Origin of the sequence: Bradyrhizobium canariense, assembly GCF_018130465.1 — a bacterium.
Lineage (GTDB): Bacteria > Pseudomonadota > Alphaproteobacteria > Rhizobiales > Xanthobacteraceae > Bradyrhizobium > Bradyrhizobium canariense_C.
Genome location: NZ_JAFCKJ010000005.1, coordinates 365,670 through 387,348, shown reverse-complemented (window position 1 = coordinate 387,348; position 21,679 = coordinate 365,670). Strand labels below are relative to the sequence as shown.

23 protein-coding genes are annotated in these 21,679 nt (G+C 64.1%); 14 read left to right on the top strand and 9 right to left on the bottom strand.

Annotated features, from left to right (window positions below):
- Nucleotide 1: 1 nt before the first annotated feature.
- The 6 genes from JQ591_RS17450 to JQ591_RS17425 all read left to right on the top strand — a co-directional run bounded on the left by JQ591_RS17450 (nt 2) and on the right by JQ591_RS17425 (nt 5,777).
- A complete protein-coding gene (locus JQ591_RS17450; RefSeq protein ID WP_211397241.1) occupies nt 2-409 on the top strand; it encodes a ribulose bisphosphate carboxylase small subunit in 408 nt (135 codons plus the stop codon).
- A 98-nt stretch (nt 410-507) separates the two neighbouring features.
- Complete coding sequence (gene cbbX / locus JQ591_RS17445; protein ID WP_211397240.1) at nt 508-1,443, top strand: CbbX protein; 936 nt, start codon at nt 508-510, stop codon at nt 1,441-1,443.
- Nucleotides 1,440-2,177 carry a ribulose-phosphate 3-epimerase gene (gene rpe, locus JQ591_RS17440; RefSeq protein WP_211397239.1) on the top strand — a complete coding sequence of 246 codons (738 nt, stop codon included), beginning with the start codon at nt 1,440-1,442 and terminating at the stop codon, nt 2,175-2,177. The genes cbbX and rpe overlap by 4 nt, the downstream gene beginning before the upstream one ends.
- 179 nt (nt 2,178-2,356) lie before the next feature.
- On the top strand, nt 2,357-3,508 hold the full coding sequence (locus JQ591_RS17435; RefSeq protein WP_211397238.1) for an FIST signal transduction protein: 1,152 nt from the start codon (nt 2,357-2,359) through the stop codon (nt 3,506-3,508).
- 14 nt (nt 3,509-3,522) lie between these two features.
- Nucleotides 3,523-5,382, top strand: a complete 1,860-nt coding sequence (locus JQ591_RS17430) for a putative bifunctional diguanylate cyclase/phosphodiesterase (protein WP_249137111.1) — start codon at nt 3,523-3,525, stop codon at nt 5,380-5,382.
- A 182-nt stretch (nt 5,383-5,564) separates the two neighbouring features.
- Nucleotides 5,565-5,777, top strand: coding sequence for a hypothetical protein (locus JQ591_RS17425; RefSeq protein WP_211397236.1), 213 nt, complete (start codon nt 5,565-5,567; stop codon nt 5,775-5,777).
- Nucleotides 5,778-5,892: 115 nt separating this feature from the next.
- Here JQ591_RS17425 and JQ591_RS17420 read toward each other — a convergent pair whose 3' ends face one another.
- The gene (locus JQ591_RS17420; RefSeq protein WP_211397235.1) at nt 5,893-6,729 is read right to left on the bottom strand and encodes a universal stress protein; all 837 of its coding nucleotides are present in this window, start codon (nt 6,727-6,729) and stop codon (nt 5,893-5,895) included.
- Between the two features lie 210 nt (nt 6,730-6,939).
- On the opposite strand from JQ591_RS17420, the gene JQ591_RS17415 reads away from it, so the two are divergent.
- A complete protein-coding gene (locus JQ591_RS17415) occupies nt 6,940-8,475 on the top strand; it encodes a Do family serine endopeptidase (protein WP_211397234.1) in 1,536 nt (511 codons plus the stop codon).
- A gap of 272 nt (nt 8,476-8,747) precedes the next feature.
- On the top strand, nt 8,748-9,110 hold the full coding sequence (locus JQ591_RS17410) for a hypothetical protein (protein WP_211397233.1): 363 nt from the start codon (nt 8,748-8,750) through the stop codon (nt 9,108-9,110).
- A gap of 15 nt (nt 9,111-9,125) precedes the next feature.
- Here JQ591_RS17410 and JQ591_RS17405 read toward each other — a convergent pair whose 3' ends face one another.
- The gene (locus JQ591_RS17405; protein WP_211397232.1) at nt 9,126-9,410 is read right to left on the bottom strand and encodes a DUF6496 domain-containing protein; all 285 of its coding nucleotides are present in this window, start codon (nt 9,408-9,410) and stop codon (nt 9,126-9,128) included.
- Nucleotides 9,411-9,511: 101 nt separating this feature from the next.
- Nucleotides 9,512-9,706, bottom strand: a complete 195-nt coding sequence (locus JQ591_RS17400) for a DUF3072 domain-containing protein (protein WP_211397231.1) — start codon at nt 9,704-9,706, stop codon at nt 9,512-9,514.
- Nucleotides 9,707-9,821: 115 nt separating this feature from the next.
- Between JQ591_RS17400 and JQ591_RS17395 the strand changes: the two genes are divergently transcribed.
- Nucleotides 9,822-10,043, top strand: coding sequence for a hypothetical protein (locus JQ591_RS17395; protein WP_211397230.1), 222 nt, complete (start codon nt 9,822-9,824; stop codon nt 10,041-10,043).
- Between the two features lie 18 nt (nt 10,044-10,061).
- The gene (locus JQ591_RS17390) at nt 10,062-10,271 is read left to right on the top strand and encodes a hypothetical protein (RefSeq protein WP_211397229.1); all 210 of its coding nucleotides are present in this window, start codon (nt 10,062-10,064) and stop codon (nt 10,269-10,271) included.
- A 131-nt stretch (nt 10,272-10,402) separates the two neighbouring features.
- Here JQ591_RS17390 and JQ591_RS17385 read toward each other — a convergent pair whose 3' ends face one another.
- Nucleotides 10,403-10,651, bottom strand: a complete 249-nt coding sequence (locus tag JQ591_RS17385; RefSeq protein ID WP_211397228.1) for a hypothetical protein — start codon at nt 10,649-10,651, stop codon at nt 10,403-10,405.
- Between the two features lie 95 nt (nt 10,652-10,746).
- Complete coding sequence (locus JQ591_RS17380) at nt 10,747-11,004, bottom strand: hypothetical protein (protein ID WP_211397227.1); 258 nt, start codon at nt 11,002-11,004, stop codon at nt 10,747-10,749.
- On the opposite strand from JQ591_RS17380, the gene JQ591_RS35345 reads away from it, so the two are divergent.
- Nucleotides 11,003-11,374, top strand: a complete 372-nt coding sequence (locus JQ591_RS35345) for a hypothetical protein (RefSeq protein WP_249137110.1) — start codon at nt 11,003-11,005, stop codon at nt 11,372-11,374. The genes JQ591_RS17380 and JQ591_RS35345 overlap by 2 nt on opposite strands.
- On the opposite strand, the gene JQ591_RS17370 is transcribed toward JQ591_RS35345, so the two are convergent.
- Nucleotides 11,371-12,861: an HWE histidine kinase domain-containing protein gene (locus JQ591_RS17370; protein ID WP_211397226.1), complete on the bottom strand. Its 1,491-nt coding sequence runs from the start codon at nt 12,859-12,861 to the stop codon at nt 11,371-11,373. The two genes, JQ591_RS35345 and JQ591_RS17370, sit on opposite strands and share 4 nt — an antisense overlap.
- 13 nt (nt 12,862-12,874) lie before the next feature.
- Complete coding sequence (locus JQ591_RS17365; RefSeq protein WP_211397225.1) at nt 12,875-19,162, bottom strand: HAMP domain-containing protein; 6,288 nt, start codon at nt 19,160-19,162, stop codon at nt 12,875-12,877.
- A gap of 291 nt (nt 19,163-19,453) precedes the next feature.
- Here JQ591_RS17365 and JQ591_RS17360 point away from each other — a divergent pair, with 291 nt between their 5' ends.
- Complete coding sequence (locus JQ591_RS17360; RefSeq protein WP_211397224.1) at nt 19,454-19,750, top strand: hypothetical protein; 297 nt, start codon at nt 19,454-19,456, stop codon at nt 19,748-19,750.
- Between the two features lie 19 nt (nt 19,751-19,769).
- On the opposite strand, the gene JQ591_RS17355 is transcribed toward JQ591_RS17360, so the two are convergent.
- Complete coding sequence (locus JQ591_RS17355; protein ID WP_211397223.1) at nt 19,770-20,279, bottom strand: DUF4142 domain-containing protein; 510 nt, start codon at nt 20,277-20,279, stop codon at nt 19,770-19,772.
- Nucleotides 20,280-20,374: 95 nt separating this feature from the next.
- On the opposite strand from JQ591_RS17355, the gene JQ591_RS17350 reads away from it, so the two are divergent.
- Both JQ591_RS17350 and JQ591_RS17345 read left to right on the top strand, forming a co-directional pair.
- Nucleotides 20,375-20,569 (top strand): hypothetical protein, encoded by a 195-nt coding sequence (locus JQ591_RS17350; RefSeq protein ID WP_211397222.1) that lies wholly within the window; start codon nt 20,375-20,377, stop codon nt 20,567-20,569.
- Between the two features lie 351 nt (nt 20,570-20,920).
- Nucleotides 20,921-21,127, top strand: a complete 207-nt coding sequence (locus JQ591_RS17345) for a hypothetical protein (RefSeq protein WP_211397221.1) — start codon at nt 20,921-20,923, stop codon at nt 21,125-21,127.
- 137 nt (nt 21,128-21,264) lie between these two features.
- On the opposite strand, the gene JQ591_RS17340 is transcribed toward JQ591_RS17345, so the two are convergent.
- Entirely contained in the window at nt 21,265-21,513 is a 249-nt protein-coding gene (locus JQ591_RS17340; RefSeq protein WP_211397220.1) for a hypothetical protein, read from the bottom strand.
- Nucleotides 21,514-21,679: the final 166 nt, after the last annotated feature.

The following is a 21,679-nucleotide window of genomic DNA, read 5'->3' as shown; positions in this document are numbered from 1 at the left end:
CATGAAGCTGACCCAAGGCTGCTTCTCGTTCCTGCCCGATCTGACCGACGACCAGATCACCAAACAGGTGCAGTATTGCCTGACCAATGGCTGGGCGGTGAACATCGAGTTCACCGACGATCCGCATCCCCGCAACACCTATTGGGAGATGTGGGGCCTGCCGATGTTCGATCTCCAGGACGCCGCCGGCGTGATGATGGAGCTCGCCGAATGCCGCAGAGTGTATGGCGACCGCTACATCCGCCTCAGCGGCTTCGACTCCAGCCATGGCTGGGAATCGGTGCGGATCTCGTTCATCGTCAACCGTCCACCGCAGGAGGCCGAGTTCGAGCTGGTGCGGCAGGAGGTGGGCGGGCGCGCGATCCGGTACAGCACCGTGCGCCGGCAGCCCGCGCACGCGCCAACCTAAGTCATCCTCCTCCGCGCGGAGCACTCCCTGCTCCGTTTCCTTGGCGGACCACTGCTTCGCCGCTCCCCCGCGGCGAAGCCCTTTTCTTCGAGGTGCCGATGCTGGATGTTCCCCACGCCATGACCACTGAGTCCGGCGAGACCAGTTTCGATCTCCGCAAGGAGGCCGAAGAAGCCGGTATCACCGGCACGCTGCACCAGCTCGAGCGGGAGCTGATCGGATTGAAGCCGGTGAAGAGCCGCGTGCGCCAGATCGCGTCGCTCTTACTGATCGAACGTATCCGGCAGCGTGCGGGATTGGCTTCGTCGCCGCCGACGCTGCACATGTCGTTCACCGGCAATCCCGGCACCGGCAAGACGACCGTCGCGCTGCGCATGGCAAAGATCCTGCACGGCCTCGGCTTCGTGCGGCGCGGGCAGGTGATCTCGGTGACGCGCGACGATCTCGTCGGCCAGTATATCGGCCACACCGCGCCGAAGACCAAGGAGATCCTGAAGAAGGCGATGGGCGGCGTGCTGTTCATCGACGAGGCCTATTATCTGCACCGGCCGGACAACGAACGCGACTACGGCCAGGAGGCGATCGAGATTCTGCTCCAGGTGATGGAGAACCAGCGCGAGGACCTCGTCGTGATCCTTGCCGGCTATGGCGAGCGGATGACGAACTTCTTCGCCTCCAATCCCGGCTTCCGCTCGCGGATCGCGCACCACATCGACTTTCCGGACTATGCGGAAGCCGAGCTGCTCGTCATCGCCGAGTTGATGCTGACGGAGCGGGGCTATCGCTTCTCGGCGGCGGCGCGCGAGGCTTTCGAGAAATACATCGCGCTGCGCCGGACCCAGCCGTTCTTCTCGAATGCGCGCTCGATCCGCAACGCCGTCGACCGCATCCGGCTGCGGCAGGCCGATCGCCTGGTGTCCGATCTCGACCGCATGCTCGATATCGCCGATCTCGAAACCATCGATCCCATGGACGTCCTGGCGAGCCGCGTCTTCAGCGGCGGTGCGGACGCGCAGAGGAGTGCGAAGCCATGACGAGAGAAATCCTCATCGCGCCTTCGATCCTGGCTGCGGATTTCGCGCGTCTCGGCGAGGAGATCGTGGCGATCGACGCGGCGGGCGCCGACTGGATTCATTGCGACGTCATGGACGGGCATTTCGTCCCGAACATCAGTTATGGCGCAGACGTCATCAAGGCGATCCGGCCGCTGACGAAGAGAATGTTCGACGTGCATCTCATGATCGCGCCGGCCGATCCCTATCTCGAAGCGTTCGCGAAGGCCGGCGCGGATCTCATCACGGTTCATGCCGAAGCCGGTCCGCACCTCGATCGCTCGCTTCAGGCCATCCGCGCTCTCGGCAAGAAAGCCGGTGTCAGCCTGTGTCCCGCTACTCCCGCAAGCGCGATCGAATACGTGCTCGATCGTCTCGACCTCGTCCTGGTGATGACGGTCAATCCGGGCTTTGGCGGCCAGTCCTTCCTCGAGTCCCAGCTCGAGAAGATCGGGCGCATTCGAAGCATGATCGGCGACCGGCCGATCCGGCTCGAGGTTGACGGCGGCATCACGCGCGACAATGCCGCTGCCGTGGCCGCTGCGGGCGCCGATACGCTCGTGGCGGGTTCCGCGGTGTTTCGTGGCAAGAGCAGCGCGGATTATGCCGGCAACATCGCGGCCATCCGCGCTGCTGCGGAAGCCGGCAGGGTTCCGAAGCTGCAACATAGTTCAGCGCATACGATGCGAGCCGGCGAGCCCGCGCTCATCCGGTAGACTACGGGGGTCATCGCGCGTGTGCAATTTACCTCCGGGGACTTACGGAGAATCGGGCGCAAACCGGCGAGCTATTTCATGCCGGGGTAACCAACGGTGGTGAAGCCGGCTCCCGGTTAACGGCGAGGCAATGCGCCGCGCCACAATCTGTGGTTCAAAGACCGCAGAAGGCGTGTGGGATGCAGATTCAATATCTCCACTGGAATGCTGCCCAGGGCTGGCGCGGAGCGAACGCTCTGCGCGAGCCTGCCCAGGTCGTGCTTTATTTCGGCAGCCGCGATGGATTGGCGGACGGTGGGCGTTATCGCGAGCTGCGCGGTCTCTATCCCGACAGCCATATCGTCGGTTGCAGCACCGGCGGTCAGATCCACGGAGACGATATCTCCGACGAAGAAATCGTCGCCGTCGCCCTGCGGTTCGCGCATACGCAGGTGCGCCTCGTCCACGAGACGCTCGAATCCCGCGATGCCTCGCGAGCCTGCGGCGTGCGTCTCGCGCGCCAGGTGGCGGCCGCGGATCTTGCGGGTGTGTTCGTCCTCTCCGACGGATTGAACGTGAACGGCAACGAGCTGATTGCCGGGATCACGGAGGTGCTGGGGCCGGACTTGCTGGTGACCGGCGGATTGGCCGGCGACGGCACCAGGCTGGAGCAGACATTGGTCGGGGCCGACGGCGAGCCGTCACCAAACCGAGTTGCCGCAATCGGATTCTACGGCGCCTCCTTCCGCATCGCGCATGGCTGCGCGGGTGGCTGGGATGTATTCGGCCCGCGGCGCAAGGTGACGAAGTCGAATGGTTCTGTGGTGGCGGAACTCGACGGCGAGCCGCCGCTGGACCTCTACACCCGCTATCTCGGTGAGGAGGAGGCCGCGGCGATGCCGAGCTCGGGTCTCGCATTTCCTTTGCGCATTCACGACGAAGCCGAGCCGGATCGGCAGATCGTGCGCTCCGTCTTTGCGGTGGACCACAGCACCCGCGCACTGACGTTTGCAGCGGACATTCCTGAAGGATGCACCGCGCAGCTGATGCGCGCCAATTTCGACAGCCTCGCCGCCGGCGCTGGCGAGGCCGGCAGGCAGGCGCGCAATGCGCTTTCCGGTGGGATTGGGGGCGACAAGCTCGCGATCCTGGTCAGCTGCACCGGACGCCGCAAGGTCATGGGGCAGCGCACGCAGGATGAGCTGGATGCCGTTGCCGCCGAGCTCGGCGAGGACGTCGTCCGGATTGGCTTCTACTCCTATGGCGAGATCGCGCCGCCCGCGGCGTCCGGCCGCTCCGAGCTGCACAATCAGACCATGACCGTCACGATGATCGCGGAGGCGGCCGTTTGACCATGCATCGCCTCTTGGCACGACAGATTCGCCAGGCGACGGACGAGTCCGGGCAGGTCGATCTGACCAGGCTCGGCGAGCTCGTCAGCGCTGCTTATGACGAGGGCGACAGCGATCGCCGGCGCACCGACCGTGCAATCACGCTGATGATCGATGAGCTCGAGCAGACGCACCAGCGCGCCGAGCAGGATCTGCTGCGGGCGCGCGAATTCCTCGACAGCATCATCGAAAACATCCCGATCGCGGTGTTCGCCAAGGATGCGAAGGACTCCCGCTACGTCCTGCTCAACCGTGCCGGTGAAGAATATTACGGAATGCCCCGCGAAGAGATGCTGGGCAAGATTCCCGAGCAGATTTTCCCGGAGGGGATCGCTCGCGTCGTCAGCGAGCAGGATCGCCGCGTCGTGGATAGCGGCACGCCGATGTTCCTGGAAGGGCATCTGCTCGAAGTCGGAGTCAAGGGACACGATCGTGTCGTCAATTCGCGCAAGCTGCTGATCAGGGACGGCAACGGCGCGCCGCAATATTTGGTCGGCGTGATCGAGGACGTCACGGAGCGGATCACGAACCAGGAGCGGATCAGTCATCTAGCGCATCATGATGCGTTGACCGATCTGCCGAACCGCAGCGCCTTCAACGCGGAGCTGAGCGAGCGGCTGGAGCGGGCGCAGAAAGCGCCGACCAGTTTTGCGGTACTGAGCCTCGATCTCGACCGCTTCAAGGAGGTCAACGACGTGTTCGGTCATCCCGTCGGCGACATGCTGATGCGGGCTGCGGCCGAGCGGCTTGCCGCGGAATCCGATGGCGCTTTCGTCGCCCGCATCGGCGGTGACGAGTTCATGATCCTGATGCCGGACGATGTCTGCCGCGAAGAGGTGCTGGGGCTCGGTGAACGCCTGGTCGAGGCGATCGGCAACGAGCTCGCGGTCGACGATTATCTCTCACGTGTCGGCCTGAGCGTCGGCATCGCACTCTATCCGGATGACGGCGCGGATGCGGCAACGCTGCTCGCAAACGCCGATTCCGCGCTCTATCGCGCCAAGCGCGAGGGCCGGGGCAGGGTGTGTTTCTTCGAATCCGAGATGGACCAGGAGCTCCGCGACCGCAGGTTGCTGGTGCACGATCTGCGGCAGGCGCTGGAGCAGAACCAGCTCCTGGTCTACTTCCAGCCGCAGGCGCGGATGGACGGCGAGGTCATCGGCTTCGAGGCGCTGCTGCGCTGGAACCACCCGACGCGGGGCTTCGTGCCGCCCGACCAGTTCATTCCGCTGGCCGAGGAGAACGGTCTGATCATTGAGATTGGCGAGTGGGTCCTGCGCGAAGCGTGCCGCGAGGCGGCGTCGTGGCCGCGGCCGTTGCAGGTGGCGGTCAATCTGTCGCCGGTCCAGTTCCAGGCTGGCGACCTCGAAGGCTCGATCCACCAGATCCTGCTGGAGACGGGGCTTGCCCCGACGCGGCTCGAGGTCGAGATTACCGAGGGCGTGCTGATCGGCGATTTCACCCGCGCGCTCAATCTGCTGCGGCGGCTGAAGGCGCTCGGCATCCGCATTGCGATGGACGATTTCGGCACCGGCTACTCATCGCTGTCCTATCTCCAGTCGTTCCCGTTCGACAAGATCAAGATCGATCGCAGCTTTATCTCCAATCTCGAGGCGAGCCCGCAATCGGCCGAGATCGTTCGCGCGGTTCTGAGCCTCGCGCACGCCCTGAATATGCCGGTCGTCGCCGAGGGGGTGGAAACGGAAGCTCAGCGTGCCTTCCTGGCGCGCGAGGCCTGCGAGGAGATGCAGGGCTATCTCATCGGCCGGCCCGACCTGATCGGGCGCTATCTCGATCTCGTCGGCGTCACCGTGGAGCGGCGCCTCTACGCCTAGCCATTGGCCCGCGGTAGGGTTCCGAAGCGTCGAGTCCGCGCGGATTGGAACTTTCGCCTGAATACCTACTTCCTAGAAACAACCGAGCAGGCGCGCTGCGGTCGCAGCAAATCTTTTGCACAACCGCCATCGCCCTGACGCAAAGAAGAGCAATAAGCTCTGTGAATGCGAGGGAGGGTCTCATGGAGAACGTACGTCGCTACCGCGCGCTGGCGTCCCTCTGTCGTCAGCAGGCCGCCTACCGGCCGCTCCAGAACTGGGAACTGCTCGGCCAGGCCGAACATTTCGAATATCTCGCCGAGATCGCGCTGAAGGCGCATTTCGACGCGTGCAATGCGCAACACGACGAGGACGCCATCGCAGCCGCGGCATGGGAGACTCCCGCCGCGGCGTGAAGACGTCCAACTTGCCGGCGGGTCATCGACGGACAACCTTTGGCACCGCTCAAGGACGCGGTTGCCAGCCCGAACGACAAGGGCTTGTGATGGCCCGACGTGGATCATCCCTCGATTAGTGCGACATCAGCGTCGGGACCGTCATGGCTTCGAGCATGGCGCGGGTGACGCCGCCGAGGACCCGCTCCTGCAATCGCGAATGGCCGTAGCCGCCCATGACCAGAAGATCGAGGCTCTCATCGGCTGCCAGCGACAGCATGGTCGGCTGAATGTCGGAGCGCGCCGCCGACAGGTTGACCGTGCGGGTCGACAGTCCGCGGCGGCCGAGATGCCTTGCCAGATTGCGCGTCGAGACTTCGTCGGGAACGGCATCTGTTTCGTTGATCGTGATGATCACGATCTCCTCGGCGCGGGCCAGGAACGGTGCGGCGTCGCGCATGGCGCGCGCGGCGAGGCGGCTACCGTCCCAGCAGATTCCGATCCGTTTCGCCTTGAATGTCCCATGGAAGGTGTAGGGCAGGAAAAGCACCGGGCCGCCCGCCTGGAACAGGATTTCCCGGGGCACGTCGTTGTCGAATGAGCTTTGCGCCGGATCAGGCTGGAGCACGATGCTGAGATCGTGTAGCCGCGCCATCTCGCCGAGCAAGCCGGCCGCGTCCGCGGGCATCGTCGCGAGCGGGTGGCATGTGTAGGAAATGCCGGCGTTCACAGCTTCGCTCTTGAACACCGCGAGCGCCGCCTCGGCCCGCGCCACTGCGCTTTCGCGCTCCATCTCGAACACCGCCGCCACGGCGGCGCCGCCCTCCATGACGTAGGCTGCACTGGTTGCCACATAACCAGCTGCGACTGCGTCGAGATGGGCGTTGAGGCCCGCTGCGAGCGAGATCGAGCCGTCGATCACCGGGCGCATCGGGCGCTCGGTGGGAATGTGGACGAGAATGTCTTTGTACATGACGCGCCTCCGATGGACATCATCCGGTGACCGCAATCTTTCACGGCGGGCAGGACCCGCGTTGAGCTACGTCAAATGTGCAGCCTCGACTTTTGGCCGTGTCGCCGGCTCCCGCCACTTTGCCAAGATTTAATCGCGTGGACGGGACGCCGTAAGGTGGCGACCGCCATGTTGGGGGCAAGGCGACTTACCCAACATGGACATATCGACATGAACGATCGCGTCAATTCCGACCCCACCGCGTCCCGCAAGATCCTGAGGCCGCGCCGGCTTGCGCTGCTCGGCACCGTGGCCGCGCTTGGCGTGGCCGTGCTGGCGACTGCTCCCGGCTCCTCGCCGTTCAGCGCGACCTCCTTCATCGCGACCGCCCAGGCCGCGGAGACTGCCGCGACACCGCCGGGCTTCGGCGATCTCGTCAGCAAGGTCAAACCCGCCGTCATCTCGGTGCGGGTCAAGATCGACCAGGACAGCGACAAGAGCGCGATGCTGCAACAGAACCGGATGGATTCGGACGAGGACGCGCCGTCCGACCAGTTCTTGCGGCAATTCGGCTTCCGTGGCCAGGGTGGCATGAACAGCATGCCGCGCCAGCGTCATCAGGTCATCACCGGTGAGGGCTCCGGCTTCTTCATCTCCGCCGACGGTTATGCCGTGACCAACAACCATGTCGTCGACCACGCCGAGTCGGTGCAGGTGACGATGGACGATGGTACGACCTACACCGCAAAGGTCGTCGGTACCGATCCGAAGACCGATCTCGCGCTGATCAAGGTCGAAGGCAAGAAGGATTTTCCGTTCGTCAAATTCTCCGACCAGAAGCCTCGCATCGGCGACTGGGTGGTCGCGGTCGGCAATCCCTTCGGCCTCGGCGGCACCGTGACCGCCGGCATCGTGTCGGCCAGCGGTCGCGACATTGGCAACGGTCCCTATGACGATTTCATCCAGATCGACGCGCCGATCAACAAGGGCAATTCCGGCGGTCCGGCCTTCGACATGAACGGCAACGTGATCGGGGTGAACACCGCGATCTTCTCGCCCTCCGGCGGCTCGGTCGGCATCGGCTTCGACATTCCGGCCTCGACCGCAAGGCTCGTCGTCGCACAGTTGAAGGACAAGGGCGCGGTGACGCGCGGCTGGCTCGGCGTGCAGGTGCAGCCGGTGACATCGGATATCGCCGACAGCCTCGGCCTCAAGGAAGCGCGCGGCGCGATCGTCGACAATCCGCAGGACGGCAGCCCGGCGGCCAAGGCTGGCATCGAGGCGGGCGACGTCATCACCGCCGTCAACGGCACCGCGATCAAGGATTCCCGCGATCTCGCCCGCACCATCGCCACCCAGGCGCCGGGCACGTCCGTGAAGCTCGATGTCGTCCACAAGGGCGACCGCAAGACGGTGACGCTGGCGCTCGGCGAGTTGCCGAACGAGAGGCAGGCCAAAGCCGACGAGGGCAAGACGCAGCCAGATGCCGGCACGCCGCGTCTCGGGCTCAGCCTTGCTCCGGCCGGCGACGTCCAGGGCGCCGGCCAGAAAGGCGTCGTCGTCACGGAAGTCGATCCGGAAGGTCCGGCCGGGCAGCGCGGCATCCAGACCGGCGATGTCATCCTCAATGTCGGCGGCAAGGCCGTCGCCAATATCGGCGACGTCCGTTCGGAGCTGGCGCAGGCGAAATCGTCCGGCAAGCGCAGCGTGCTGCTGCAGGTCAGAAGCGCGCAGGCGACCCGGTTCGTCGCGGTGCCGCTCGCATAAGGCGAACGTCGATCTGCGCAAATCCAAAAAGGCGGCCCTCGGGCCGCCTTTCCTGTTCGCCTTCAGGATTTCCACAGACCGCCGATAACATTCTCGTTAACGGCAGGGAGGATGACCCGGTTCGTCCGAAAAAGCCGTGTTCGCTCATCACAGTTCCGAGTCTCGTATGTACCCGGGGCAACGAAGCCGCCGGGATGTTTGCAAGCGTGGAACTTCGAACTTGCCGCTACTTGGCGCGGCTGGCCGGTAGTTCGCATTTGATCGGTGCCGATATGGATCGATTGAAGCTATCGCTGAGACGTGCGCTGCTGGTGGCGCCGTTCGTGCTGTGGGGCGGAAACGCTCTCGGGCGTGACGACGGCCGCTACGCGGACTCTCCCCTCAAGCCATGGTTCGACAGCCTGCGCAGCCATCTCGGTCCGTGCTGTTCGGATGCGGATGGGTTTGCCGTCGCCGATCCCGACTGGGACTCGCACAACGGACATTATCGCGTGCGTCTCGACGGCGAGTGGGTCGAGGTGCCGGACGAAGCCGTGATCACCGAGCCGAACCGGGCCGGCCGCACCATGGTGTGGCCGGTGAAGACCGCGTTCGGCGTCTCGATCCGCTGCTTCATGCCGGGCAGCATGATCTGACGGAGGTCAGCGCCACTATTTGGAAGATTTCCGTTTCGATGTTTTCTTCGAAGTCTTCTTGGACGCCTTCTTGCCAGTCTTCTTGGCAGACTTCCGCTTCGCGGCTTTCTTCGGGACCTTCTTGCCCTTCTTGCGCGCTTTCGACAGGCCGATCGCGATCGCCTGCTTGCGGCTCTTCACGCGTCCGCCTCGACCGCCAGGTCCGCTTTTCGCGGTACCCTTCTTGTAGCGTTTCATCTCGCTTTCGACGTCGCTGCCGGAGCTGCGCGAGTAGCGGCGCTTCTTTGCCTTGCGTGCCATGCATGCTCTCCCTTGGCCGGGGAAAACCATTCGATACAGGCATAGTTCCGAAAGCGGGCACGCAACGTCTGGATACGCAACGTCCTGGATACGCGAGTAGCCTAGAAGGAATCCGCCAGCTCGATCTCCGCTTCCAGCACCTGGATGCGTCGTGCTGCCTCGCTCGAGGACAGATCTCGCGCATATTGCGCGGGTTGATACGCCTCTTCGCTCAGCCGTTTCAACCGCAGGCCCTGCGCCCGCGTCATCTGCTCGGTGAGGAAAGCCTTGGCGTCGTATTTACCCTGAACCTGCATGTCGCTTCTCCGTCCTGAAATCATGGCTTGACTATATGTTCTTATTTTGTTCTAACAAGCAATGGACAATAGAATTAATGAAATTCGACGTAAAATCAGTGCCTTGAGGCTAGAAATGGCCGATGTCGAGGTGTCGGTGCGCGAGCTCGTCGACCGCGATCGCGACTGCACAGAGAAGGCCTTGGCGCAGATGGATCTGCGCCGAAAAATCAATCTGCTGATCGGTGAATGGAAGGCTGCAGGTGGCGGCGATGTCCTGCCGGATGTCCGCGACAGGATGCGTCTTCGTCCCGCGAAGAAAGTCGGGAATCCCGTGCGCGCTATCGCGCGCCATTGAGAGCTGTGGGAGCGTGCCGTGGAAGAAGACCCGGCACCGTATCGGATCTTGAGACTACGCGCCGAGATTCTCGAACTGGGCTCTGCCATCCGGCAGCTGCAACGCGAGGGGCTCGACGACGCCGCGGCCCAGCTCCTGATCGCGCGCAAGCGTGCACAACTCGATCATCTGGTGAAATCAGATCCTGCAGGCGTTCATCACGACATCACGGGCGGCCATCGTAGCTGAAGCGTGCGCGACACGACTTGCGGGGCTCGTCGATGCCGGATGTTGACGAAGCGGTCTGAGAAAGAGTTCGCTCGAACATCCAAAGCAAAAGGCCCCGCGATGGCGGGGCCCTCCGTGATTTCGGCGATCACCTACTTGGTGTTGCTCGTGCCGCTCTTGTTGTTCGTCATGGTTCCACCCTGGTCGGAGCCGGGGCCAGAGCCGCCCTGACCGGAGGGGTCAGCACCCTTGGAGGACTTGGTGTTGGCGCCCGTGGTGGTCTGCGTCGACGACGTCGAGGATTCGTGTTTCGCCTTGTGCGACTTGGCCTGCACGGCGAACGGTGCGGCGGCGAGGCCGGTTGTCAACATCACGGCAAGAGCGAGCTTGGTGGTCTTCATATACGGGAACTCCCTGAGTTGAATTGACGCAGGCAGCCAACCGCCATTCGTGGCGGGAGTTCCGAACAAAGCAGTTCCGGCGCATCACGCATGCTTCAAGATTGCTTGTCCTCTGCAAGGATGAATACGATGCCGGTGAGAGTCGCGCCGATCGCGAACGTCGTCACCAATGTGAGGGCGAAGACGACAACGGCCTGCTTTCCGCCGTGACTCAGCAGGTTGGCCACGGCAGGATTGGACAGCACGAGCAAGAGGCTGAAAGCGAGCCCGAGGGCTGCGCCCATCATCGCGTGCGTCATCAGCTTGACGAGCCCGCTGGGAGAGATCAGGTCCGACGACTTTTTCGCGCGCATGGAACTCTATCCCGATCTGCCATGCAACGTGTGCGACACGCGCCGGTTCCATCCGGATGAAGGATTTGTCATCGCCCGCTTCATCCAGCGTTCATGCCGGGCTTGCGAAAATGCACTTCACAACGGGAACCACACGGGAACATTCGATATGGGTAAGGTGGTCTTTCTTTACCGCTCGCTGGCTTATCGCAACGCCGCCGCGGATATCCTGAGCAAAGCGCGCAAGCTGCCCCGCGGCGCGGAGCGAAGCGCGGCGCGCCGCTATGCGAAGGCGCTGCGCGATCTCGCCCAAACGGAAGCCTGGCTCGAAGGGCGCGTCGCGCGCGAACCGCGGACGGCGCAACGCATGAAGAGTGCGGCGTCCGCTTAACCGGATGCCCGCTGCAATTCGGCGGAGCTGGCGGCTTCAAATTTTTCCGGTGCGGCCGTCGCGGCAGTCTTGCGGACCAACGGCACCTCCAGGCGGCACAACAGGCCCTCGGCGCGCCAATCGAAATGCGCCTGTCCACCGAGCTGGGACTCGACGCTCGCAAGCAGGCTGCGCGTACCGAAGCCGCGGGATTTCGGCGTCCCGACAAGCGGGCCGCCGGACTCCTCCCAGGTCAACGTGAGCAGCTCGTCCTCGACCTGCCAGCCGATCGCGAGCTGTCCCGCCCGCGTCGAGAGCGCGCCATACTTCGCCGAGTTGGTGAAAAGCTCATGCAGCGCCAGCGCCAGCGTCTGGGCGGTCGCCGGCAGCAACTGAACTTCGGACCCCGCCAGTTTGATCTGGCCGCCGAGGGAATAGGGCGCAAGCTCCTCGTCGATCAGCTTCGAGAGTTCGGCACCCTGCCAGCTCGACAGCGACAGGATCGTATGCACGCGCGCCAGTGCATTGATGCGTCCCTCGACGGCACTGACATAGGCCTTGACCTCGTCGGCGCGGGTGAGGCGCACGATCGATTGCGCCAGCGCCAGCGCATTCTTGGCGCGATGATCGACTTCCCGCGCCAGTAGATTCTGCCGTTCCTCGGCGCGCTTGCGTTCGGTGATGTCCACCGTCACGCCGCTGACGCGCACAACCCGACCGCTATCGTCGGCCGTGGCGGCGGCCGTGCCGACACACCAGCGCACATCGCCGTTGGGCCGCACGATGCGGAACTCCGTTTCATAGGAGCGAGTGCCCTTGTTGAATTCGGCGATCGCCTTTCGCAACTGATCGACGTCATCCGGATGCAACAGCGCCTGAACGTTGGCCGGGTTGACCTCGAAATTCTCCGGGACAACACCGAAGATGCGATATTGCCCCTCGTCCCACATCCAGTCGCCGGTGATCCAGTCCCAGTCCCAGGAGCCCATCTTGCCGGCGGCGATCGCCATGCTGCGCCGCCCCTCGCTCTCGCGCAGCTTTGCGGTGGAATTCTCCAGCTCGGCGGTGCGTGCACGCACGCGGTCCTCGAGATCCTGGTTCAGCCGTTCGAGCTCGCGCGTCTTGCGATAGAGCTCTGCAAACACCTTGACCTTGGCCCGCAGCACCTCCGGCACAACCGGTACCGGGACGTAGTCGACCGCGCCCATCTCGTAGCCGCGCAGGCGGTCGATGTCGCTGACTTGAATGGCAGAGATGAAGATCATCGCCGTCTTCTGGAAGCGCGGATGCTCGCGGATCATCGCGGCGAGCTCGAAGCCGTCGAGCTCGGGCATGCAGACGTCGACCAGGATCACCGCGATCTCGGTCTTGAGCAGCACCTCCAGAGCCTCGCGACCGGACGAGGCGATCACGAGGTTCTCGCCCAGATCCTTCAAGATCACCTCATAGGCGAGCAGCTTGGCCGGCTGGTCGTCGACGAGGAGGATGTTGACCTTTTCGTGGTCCATACGGGCATCCAGCTCAGCGGTGCAGCCACATGCGGATTGCAAGCAGCAATTGATCGGTGTTGACGGGTTTGGCGAGGTAGTCGGACGCGCCGGCTTCCAGGCATTTCTCGCGGTCGCCCTTCATCGCCTTGGCCGTCAACGCGATGATCGGAAGACGGGCGAAGGCCGGATTTTCACGAATGACGCCGATGGTCTGATAGCCATCCATCTGCGGCATCATGATGTCCATCAGCACGATGGCGATCTCCGGGTTGGATTCGACCAAGGTCACCGCCTCGTTGCCGGTCGTGGCTGTCAGCACCTTCATTCCGCGCCGCTCCAGCACGCTCGATAGCGCGAAGATGTTGCGGGCGTCGTCGTCGACGAGCAGGGCGGTCTTGCCGATGAGGTCCTCGTCGGAACTGTTCAGCTTCTCGAGCATGCGCTGCTTCTCGACCGGCAATTCCGTGATCACGCGGTGCAGGAACAACGCGGTCTCGTCAAGCAGGCGCTCCGGCGATTCCACGCCCTTGACCACGATGCTCCGCGCCATGGTGTGGAGCTCCGCATCTTCCTCGGCAGACAGCTCGCGGCCGGTGAAGACGACGACCGGGACGTTCGACAGCGCCTCGTCGTTGCGGATCTGGTCCAGCACCTCGAAGCCGCTCATGTCGGGCAGCCGCAGGTCGAGAACGACGCAATCGCAGGGGGCCTCACGCAGCATCGAGAGCGCGTCGGCACCGGTGCCGGTCGTCACGATCTCGATATCGTCGTGATGCAGGAGCTCACGGATCGAGAGCTGCTCGGCCTCGTTGTCCTCGACGATCAGCAGCCGCTTGCGTCGCGGCCGCGCATATTCCTTGATCTGCATCAGCGCGGCCGAGACGCCCTCGGTCGTCGTCGGCTTGTTGACGAAGGAGAAGGCGCCGCGCGCCAGCGCGTGCTGGCGATCCTCGTCGAGCGTGATGATCTGCACGGGGATGTGGCGGGTCAGCGGGTTGTGCTTGAGCTGGCTCAGCACGGTCCAGCCGAGCATATCGGGCAGGAATACGTCGAGCGAGACGGCCCTGGGCTGGTACTGCTTTGCAAGCTCCAGCGCCTCCGCGCCGCGGGCGGCGACCAGCACCTTGAATCCCTTGTCGCGCGCGAGGTCGACCAGCACGCGCGCGTAGTGCGGGTCGTCCTCGACGATCAGGAGGATGCTGTCGCCGGGTTCGAGGTTGAGGCGGTCGTCGGGGAGCTGCTCGATGACGCGCTGCGGTTCGGGCGCTGCGGCCTGCAGCGCCGGGGGCTGGCTGTGCTGGGGCGCAGCGCGAGGCGCCAGCGTCGGACCGGAATATTTCAGCGGCAGGTAAAGCGTGAAGGACGACCCCTTGCCAGGCAAGCTGCGCAGGTGGATCTCGCCGCCGAGCAGGCTTGCGAGCTCGCGGCTGATCGCAAGGCCGAGGCCGGTGCCGCCATATTTGCGGCTGGTGCCGGCATCCGCCTGCTGGAACGCCTCGAAGATCAGCTTCTGCTTCTCCAGGGGAATGCCAATGCCGGTGTCGGACACTTCGAATGCGATCACGGCCGGCGCCGAGTTCAGCACGGGATGATCCGTGCCCCAGCCGCCGACCGCGGCGGCGACCTTCAGGCGCACCTCGCCTTCGGCGGTGAACTTGAAGGCGTTGGAGAGCAGGTTCTTCAAAACCTGCTGCAGGCGCTTGGAGTCGGTGACGAGACTGCGCGCGAGATTCGGATCGACGTCGATCTTGAACGAAAGGTTGCGATTCTCTGCCTCGTGACGGAACGGCCGCCCGACCGTCTCGAGCAGGTTCGCGGTCAGGATTTCCTCGGCGTCGACCGTCACCGTACCGGACTCGATCTTGGAGAGATCGAGAATGTCGCTGATTAGATTGAGTAGGTCGGTGCCGGCGCCGTGGATGGTGCGGGCGAATTCGACCTGCTTGCCGGTAAGATTGCCGTCCGGGTTGTCGGTGAGCTGCTGGCCGAGGATCAGGATCGAGTTCAGCGGCGTGCGCAGCTCGTGGCTCATATTGGCCAGGAATTCGGACTTGTACTTCGAGGTCAGCGCAAGCTCGGTCGCCTTTTCCTCCAGTGCGCGGCGGGCCTGCTCGATCTCCTGGTTCTTGCGCTCGACTTCGACGTTGCGCTCGGCGAGCTGCTGCGCCTTCTGTTCGAGCTGGTCGTTGGTCTGCTGCAATTCGCGCTGCTGGGTCTGGAGTTCGCCGGCGAGCTGCTGCGACTGCTTGAGCAGACCTTCGGTCTGCATCGTCGCCTCGATCGAGTTGAGCACGATGCCGATCGAGTCCGTGAGCTGCTCCAGGAAGGTCATCTGCGAGGTCGTGAACGAGGTGAGCGAGGCGAGCTCGATGACCGCCTTGACCTGGCCTTCGAACAGCACCGGCAGCACCACGAGGTTCTTCGGCGCGACGCGAAGCAGCGCCGAATTGATCGGCACCACATCGGCCGGAATGTCCGCGATCACGCGCGGGCGCCGGTCGAGCGCGCATTGGCCGATCAGGCCGTCGCCGAATGGCAGCACGCGCGGATACGGATAGACGCCGTCGCCGGCATAGGAGGCAAGCAGCAGGAGCTGCGGATTGTCTTCGTTCTCGACCTGATAGATCACGCCGGTGTGGGCGTTCACCAGCGGCGACAATTCGGTCAGCAGCAGGCGACCGACGGTGGTGAGGTCGCGCTGGCCCTGAAGCATGTTGGTGAACTTCGCCAGATTGGTCTTCAGCCAGTCCTGCTCGGTGTTCACGTCCGTCGTGAGACGGAGGTTCGTGATCATCGTGTTGATGTTGTCTTTCAGCTCCGCGACCTCGCCGCGGGCGTCGACCTGGATCGACCGCGTCAGGTCGCCCTTGGTCACCGCGGTCGCCACTTCCGCGATCGCGCGCACCTGCGAGGTGAGGTTGGCCGCCAGCAAATTGACGTTGCCGGTGAGATCCTTCCATGTGCCCGCGGCCCCGGGCACGTCGGCCTGACCGCCGAGCCGGCCCTCGACGCCGACCTCGCGCGCCACCGACGTCACCTGGTCGGCGAAGGTTGCGAGCGTCTCGGTCATGTTGTTGATGGTGTCGGCGAGCGCCGCGACCTCGCCCTTCGATTTCACGGTGAGGTTCTGCTTGAGATCGCCGTTGGCAACGGCGGTCACCACCTTGACGATGCCGCGGACCTGCTCGGTCAGGTTCGCCGCCATGAAGTTGACGGTGTCGGTGAGATCCTTCCAGGTGCCGGCGACGCCGGGCACCTGGGCCTGGCCGCCGAGTTCGCCTTCGGTGCCGACCTCGCGGGCAACGCGCGTGACTTCGCCGGCGAACGCATTGAGCTGGTCCACCATGGTGTTGATGGTGTTCTTGAGTTCGAGGATTTCACCCTTCACGTCCACGGTGATCTTGCGGGACAAGTCGCCGCGCGCGACGGCGGTGGTGACTTCGGCGATGTTGCGGACCTGGGTGGTGAGGTTCGCGGCCAGGAGGTTGACGTTGTCGGTGAGGTCCTTCCAGGTGCCGCCGACGCCGGGCACGACGGCCTGGCCGCCGAGCCGGCCCTCGGTGCCGACCTCGCGTGCGACGCGCGTCACTTCGGCGGCGAAGGAGCGGAGCTGCTCGACCATGGTGTTCAAGGTGTCCTTGAGCAGCAGAATCTCGCCGCGCACGTCCACCGTGATCTTCTTCGACAGGTCGCCGCCGGCGATCGCGGTCGCGACCTCGGCGATGTTGCGGACCTGCGCGGTGAGGTTCGAGGCCATGAAGTTGACGTTGTCGGTGAGATCCTTCCAGGTGCCGGCGACGCCGGGCACCTCGGCCTGGCCGCCGAGCTTGCCTTCGGTGCCGACCTCGCGCGCGACGCGCGTGACTTCACCGGCAAAGCCGTTGAGCTGGTCCACCATGGTGTTGATGGTATTCTTCAGCTCCAAAATCTCGCCACGGACGTCGACGGTGATCTTGCGCGAGAGGTCGCCGCGCGCCACGGCGGTGGTCACTTCGGCGATGTTGCGGACCTGGGCGGTGAGGTTGCCCGCCATCGAGTTGACGCTGTCGGTGAGGTCCTTCCAGGTGCCGGCGACGCCGGGCACGTTGGCCTGGCCGCCGAGCCGGCCTTCCGTGCCGACCTCGCGCGCCACGCGCGTGACCTCGCCCGCGAAGCGGTTGAGCTGGTCGACCATCGTGTTCAGCGTGTCCTTGAGCTGAAGGATCTCGCCGCGCACGTCCACCGTGATCTTGCGGGACAAGTCGCCACCGGCGATCGCGGTCGCCACTTCGGCGATGTTACGGACCTGGGCGGTGAGGTTGCCCGCCATCGAGTTGACGCTGTCGGTGAGGTCCTTCCAGGTGCCGGCGACGCCGGGCACTTCGGCCTGGCCGCCGAGCTTGCCTTCGGTGCCGACCTCGCGCGCCACGCGCGTGACTTCGCCGGCGAAGGCGTTGAGCTGGTCCACCATGGTGTTGAGCGTTTCCTTCAGCTGAAGGATTTCGCCGGATACGTTGACGGTGATCTTCTTCGACAAATCGCCCTTGGCCACGGCGGTCGCGACTTCGGCGATGTTGCGGACCTGGCCCGTCAGGTTCGACGCCATCGAGTTGACGCTGTCGGTGAGATCCTTCCAGGTGCCGGCGACGCCGCGCACCTGGGCCTGGCCGCCGAGCTTGCCTTCGGTGCCGACTTCGCGCGCGACGCGCGTGACTTCGCCGGCAAAGGCGTTGAGCTGGTCCACCATGGTGTTGATGGTGTCTTTCAGCTCCAGGATTTCGCCGCGGACATCGACGGTGATCTTTTTCGACAGATCCCCGCCCGCGACCGCGGTCGTCACCTCCGCGATGTTGCGGACCTGCGCGGTCAGGTTCGAGGCCATCGAGTTGACGCTCTCGGTGAGATCCTTCCAGGTGCCGGCGACGCCGAGCACGTTGGCCTGGCCGCCGAGTCGGCCTTCGGTGCCGACCTCGCGCGCGACGCGCGTGACTTCGCCGGCGAAGGCGTTGAGCTGATCGACCATGGTGTTGAGCGTTTCCTTCAATTGAAGGATTTCGCCCGAGACGTTCACCGTGATCTTCTTCGAGAGGTCGCCGCTCGCGATGGCGGTGGCGACATCGGCGATGTTGCGGACCTGCGCGGTGAGGTTCGACGCCATGAAGTTGACGTTGTCGGTGAGGTCCTTCCAGGTACCGGCGACGCCCGGCACCTGGGCCTGGCCGCCGAGCTTGCCTTCGGTGCCGACCTCGCGCGCGACGCGCGTCACTTCCGAGGCGAACGAGTTGAGCTGGTCCACCATGGTGTTGATGGTGTCCTTCAGCTCCAGGATCTCGCCGCGCACGTCCACCGTGATCTTGCGCGACAGGTCGCCGCGCGCCACGGCGGTGGTGACGTTGGCGATGTTGCGCACCTGTGCGGTGAGGTTGCCGCACATCGCGTTGACGCTATCGGTGAGATCCTTCCACGTGCCGGCGACGCCTGGCACGATGGCCTGGCCGCCAAGTTTGCCGTCGGTGCCGACCTCGCGCGCCACGCGCGTCACTTCCGAGGCGAAGGAGCGGAGCTGGTCCACCATCGTGTTGATGGCTTCCTTGAGCTGAAGGATCTCGCCGCGGACGTCGACCGTGATCTTCTTCGAGAGGTCGCCGTTCGCAACTGCGATCGTCACCTCGGCGATGTTCCGAACCTGGTTGGTCAGGTTGTTCGCCATCGAGTTGACGCTCTCGGTCAGATCCTTCCAGACGCCGGTCACTTCCGGCACCTGGGCCTGGCCGCCGAGCTTGCCTTCGGTGCCAACCTCGCGCGCCACGCGCGTCACCTCGGAGGTGAACACGCCGAGCTGCTTGATCATGGTGTTGACGATGGTCGCCGACTGCAGGAATTCGCCGCGCAGGGGGCGACCATCGACGTCGAGCTTGACGGTCTGGAGCAGGTCGCCCTGCGCCACGGCTGCGACCGCGCGTGTCACCTCGCGCGTCGGCCACAGCAAATCGTCGATCAGCGTGTTGACGGAGCCTTCCATGTCGGCCCAGGAGCCGGAGGCGAGGCCGAACTTCACGCGCTGCCGCGTCTTGCCCTCGCGGCCCACCACCTGGCCAACCAGCTCGAGCTGCTGCGCCATGCGCTGATTGGCGGCAATGATTTCGTTGAAAGTGTCGGCGAGCTTGCCGTCGATGCCGAGATGATCGCCGCTCATGCGTACGGAGAAATCGCCGTTGCGCATGGCCTGCAGGGCGAGCAGCAATTCCGCCCGGGAATCCGGCTCCGACATGCCGTTGGCTTTTGGCTTTGGAACGCGACGACCGGAACGTGATGCAGCTCCGGGATCGAGGTCGCTCATAATTATTCCCCCGCAGGCGTCCACCGATTCCCAGGCAAGACGCGATTCAGCAAAATAGAGCGTCAGCCAAATTCGAAATCAAGCGCCAACGTAGCGGCGCGGGGAAATGGAACCTGCTTTGCTCAGCCCAAGTGATTTAATCGCGACCGGTCGGAATGGTTCCGTCGGGTTCCAATATTTTTCCGGCCGGAGGATGCGTTCGATGGGCCTGTTTTCAGGGACTTGGTCATCGCCTTTCCGGAACGGAGTGGCTCGGCCTGCCGTTAGCCCGCAAGTACAGGGAGAGCGCACATGAAAGCAGGATTTGCCGTCATCGGGACCGTGATGTTGTTGGCCGGAGCGGCGTTCGCGCAGGGCGGCGCGCCCAGCGGTCGCGGCGCCGTAACCGGCGATCCCGCCGCAAGCTCCGCCACCCCACGCGCGGATCCACCGACTACGGGGACGTCGACCCGGTCGAACCCCAGCGGTAGCGGCACATCGAGTTCGGGCGGCAAGGATGACAATGGGGATGCCGGCCGGGACAGGATGCCGGAGAGCGACCGCACCGTGCGGCCGGAGAGCCAGCAAAGTCATCCGCACGACAAGTAAACGGGCTACTTGTCCGCCGCTACTTGTCCGCCATGGTGCGCTCGGCGTCCTTGACCTGGGAGCGCAACATCGGGAGCTGCTCGCGCGCGAACGCTGCAAGCGCGGCATTGTCGGGCGCCTTGAGATAGCGTTCGAGTAGGTCGATCACCGATTCATACTCGGGAATCTGCGCGGCATAGAAGCTTTTGACGAAAGTCGGTCCGTCCGAGGTTTCGGGCTCGACCAGGCTCGCGCTCGCCGGGGTTGTCTTGGCGGCGCGCGGTTCGCTGCCGATCGCCTCCTGAATCTGCTTCAAGCCCTTGTCGCGCTTGGCCGCCTCTTCGGCGCGCAGGGCGGCGAGGTTCTTGACCTCGGCATTGCCCTTCAGGTCGGTGCTCTCCAGCAGGCCCTGCTGGAAGCGGCTGAAGGTGTAGAGGTCGCCGAGGACCTCGGTAGCGGTCGGCGTGCGGCCCGGCCTTCGCTCCCCGGCGCTGTCGGCAAGCGCCGCAGTGCTGATGAACGCCAAGACTATCGCGAGAAGAATCCGCATGGATGTCCAATGGCGGAGGACGGGCGAAGTTCCGCAGATGTTACGATCCGGTAAGGGCGGTTGCGAGGCGATGGTTCCGTCCCCAATTGATGTTGATGAAACAGTCTGAGATCTTCAGGGATAACGCCGACAACTGCCTTCAGCTCGCCGAGCGGGCCGAAGCACAGCCGGCACACAATCGTTTTTTGCGTATGGCGAACGCGTGGACGGCACTCGCGAACGAGCAGGATTGGCTCGACGGCGAGGTCCCGCCCGTTTCGGCCCGCATCCCTCAAAAGCAGGATGCGTGACACTCTTGTTTTCGTGAATCTGCGTGTTTTCGTGAATCTGGGTGTGAGATCGCTCACGGACGGCAAGCGGCCAATTGAGGATCATTCGTAACGTTCGATCGCGTTGATTTTCCGATTCCAGGAGGAGGTTCTTGCAATGGCTCCACGTCTGGCTCTTTTTTCGCTCATTCTTGCCTTTGGCGTGTCGGTCGCATTCGCCACGGTAACGACCGTGCGGCAGGTGCATCATGAAAATGCATCGGCCCCAGTGCACTCGGTGCACAGTTAGCCGCAGTCTCGTCTCGCGCGCCTGGAACCTTCGACGCTCCGGAGCGTAAGCGCTTCGAGACAGCAACGAGGCGAGAGCACATCATGGCACATTCCGACCAAGGCATCATCAGAGATGAGCGCGGTGAACAGCAGCCGCGAGACAAGCAGCGCGCGCAGACCGTGCACAAGTCGGAGTCAAAGGGCTCGCCCTCTCGTGAGGCCACGCGCGATCCCAAGCTGAACGACAACAGCAAGACACCCGGCTCCGGCATGGTGCCGGATGATTCCAGCGACGCACCGAGCGGCTAATTTCCACGAGGAACGAATCCCCGCGCGAAGAGTCGAGGGATTGCTTCCGGTTGTCATGCCCCCGGTGATCCGGAAGCATCTCCAAGGACGGCCCTGGCACTCTGTGCCGGGGCCGTTTGCTTGAGCATAAGGCTGGACTAATCCTCGGAGTCGCGCTCCAAATTCGGGTGCGTGTGGCCGTCCGGGCCGCGCCCGAAAACCCCGAACCTGCTCGATTTGATATTAGCCCCGGCATCGACCCCGGCGGCGGCCAGTCCGAGCTTGAGGAGCTCGCGTACCGCCGCGGCTCGCGTCGGCATGCGATGTTTGAATCGGAAGTCGTCCACCGCGGCCAGTTCTTCCGGTGACAGCATGACCTGGAGCCGCTCGGCGCGAAGGTCGTTCATGGTCAATCACCCAAAATGAGTAAGTTGAGCAGTCCACTCAACAAACTCATTGGGCTGCGGTTCCACAAGATTCGACAACGGCGCCAAGTGAGCAAAAAATATATTGAAATCAATAAGTTATGTTAATTTCAAAGCGGTGCGACGGGTGCATAATCCGGGCAAATGG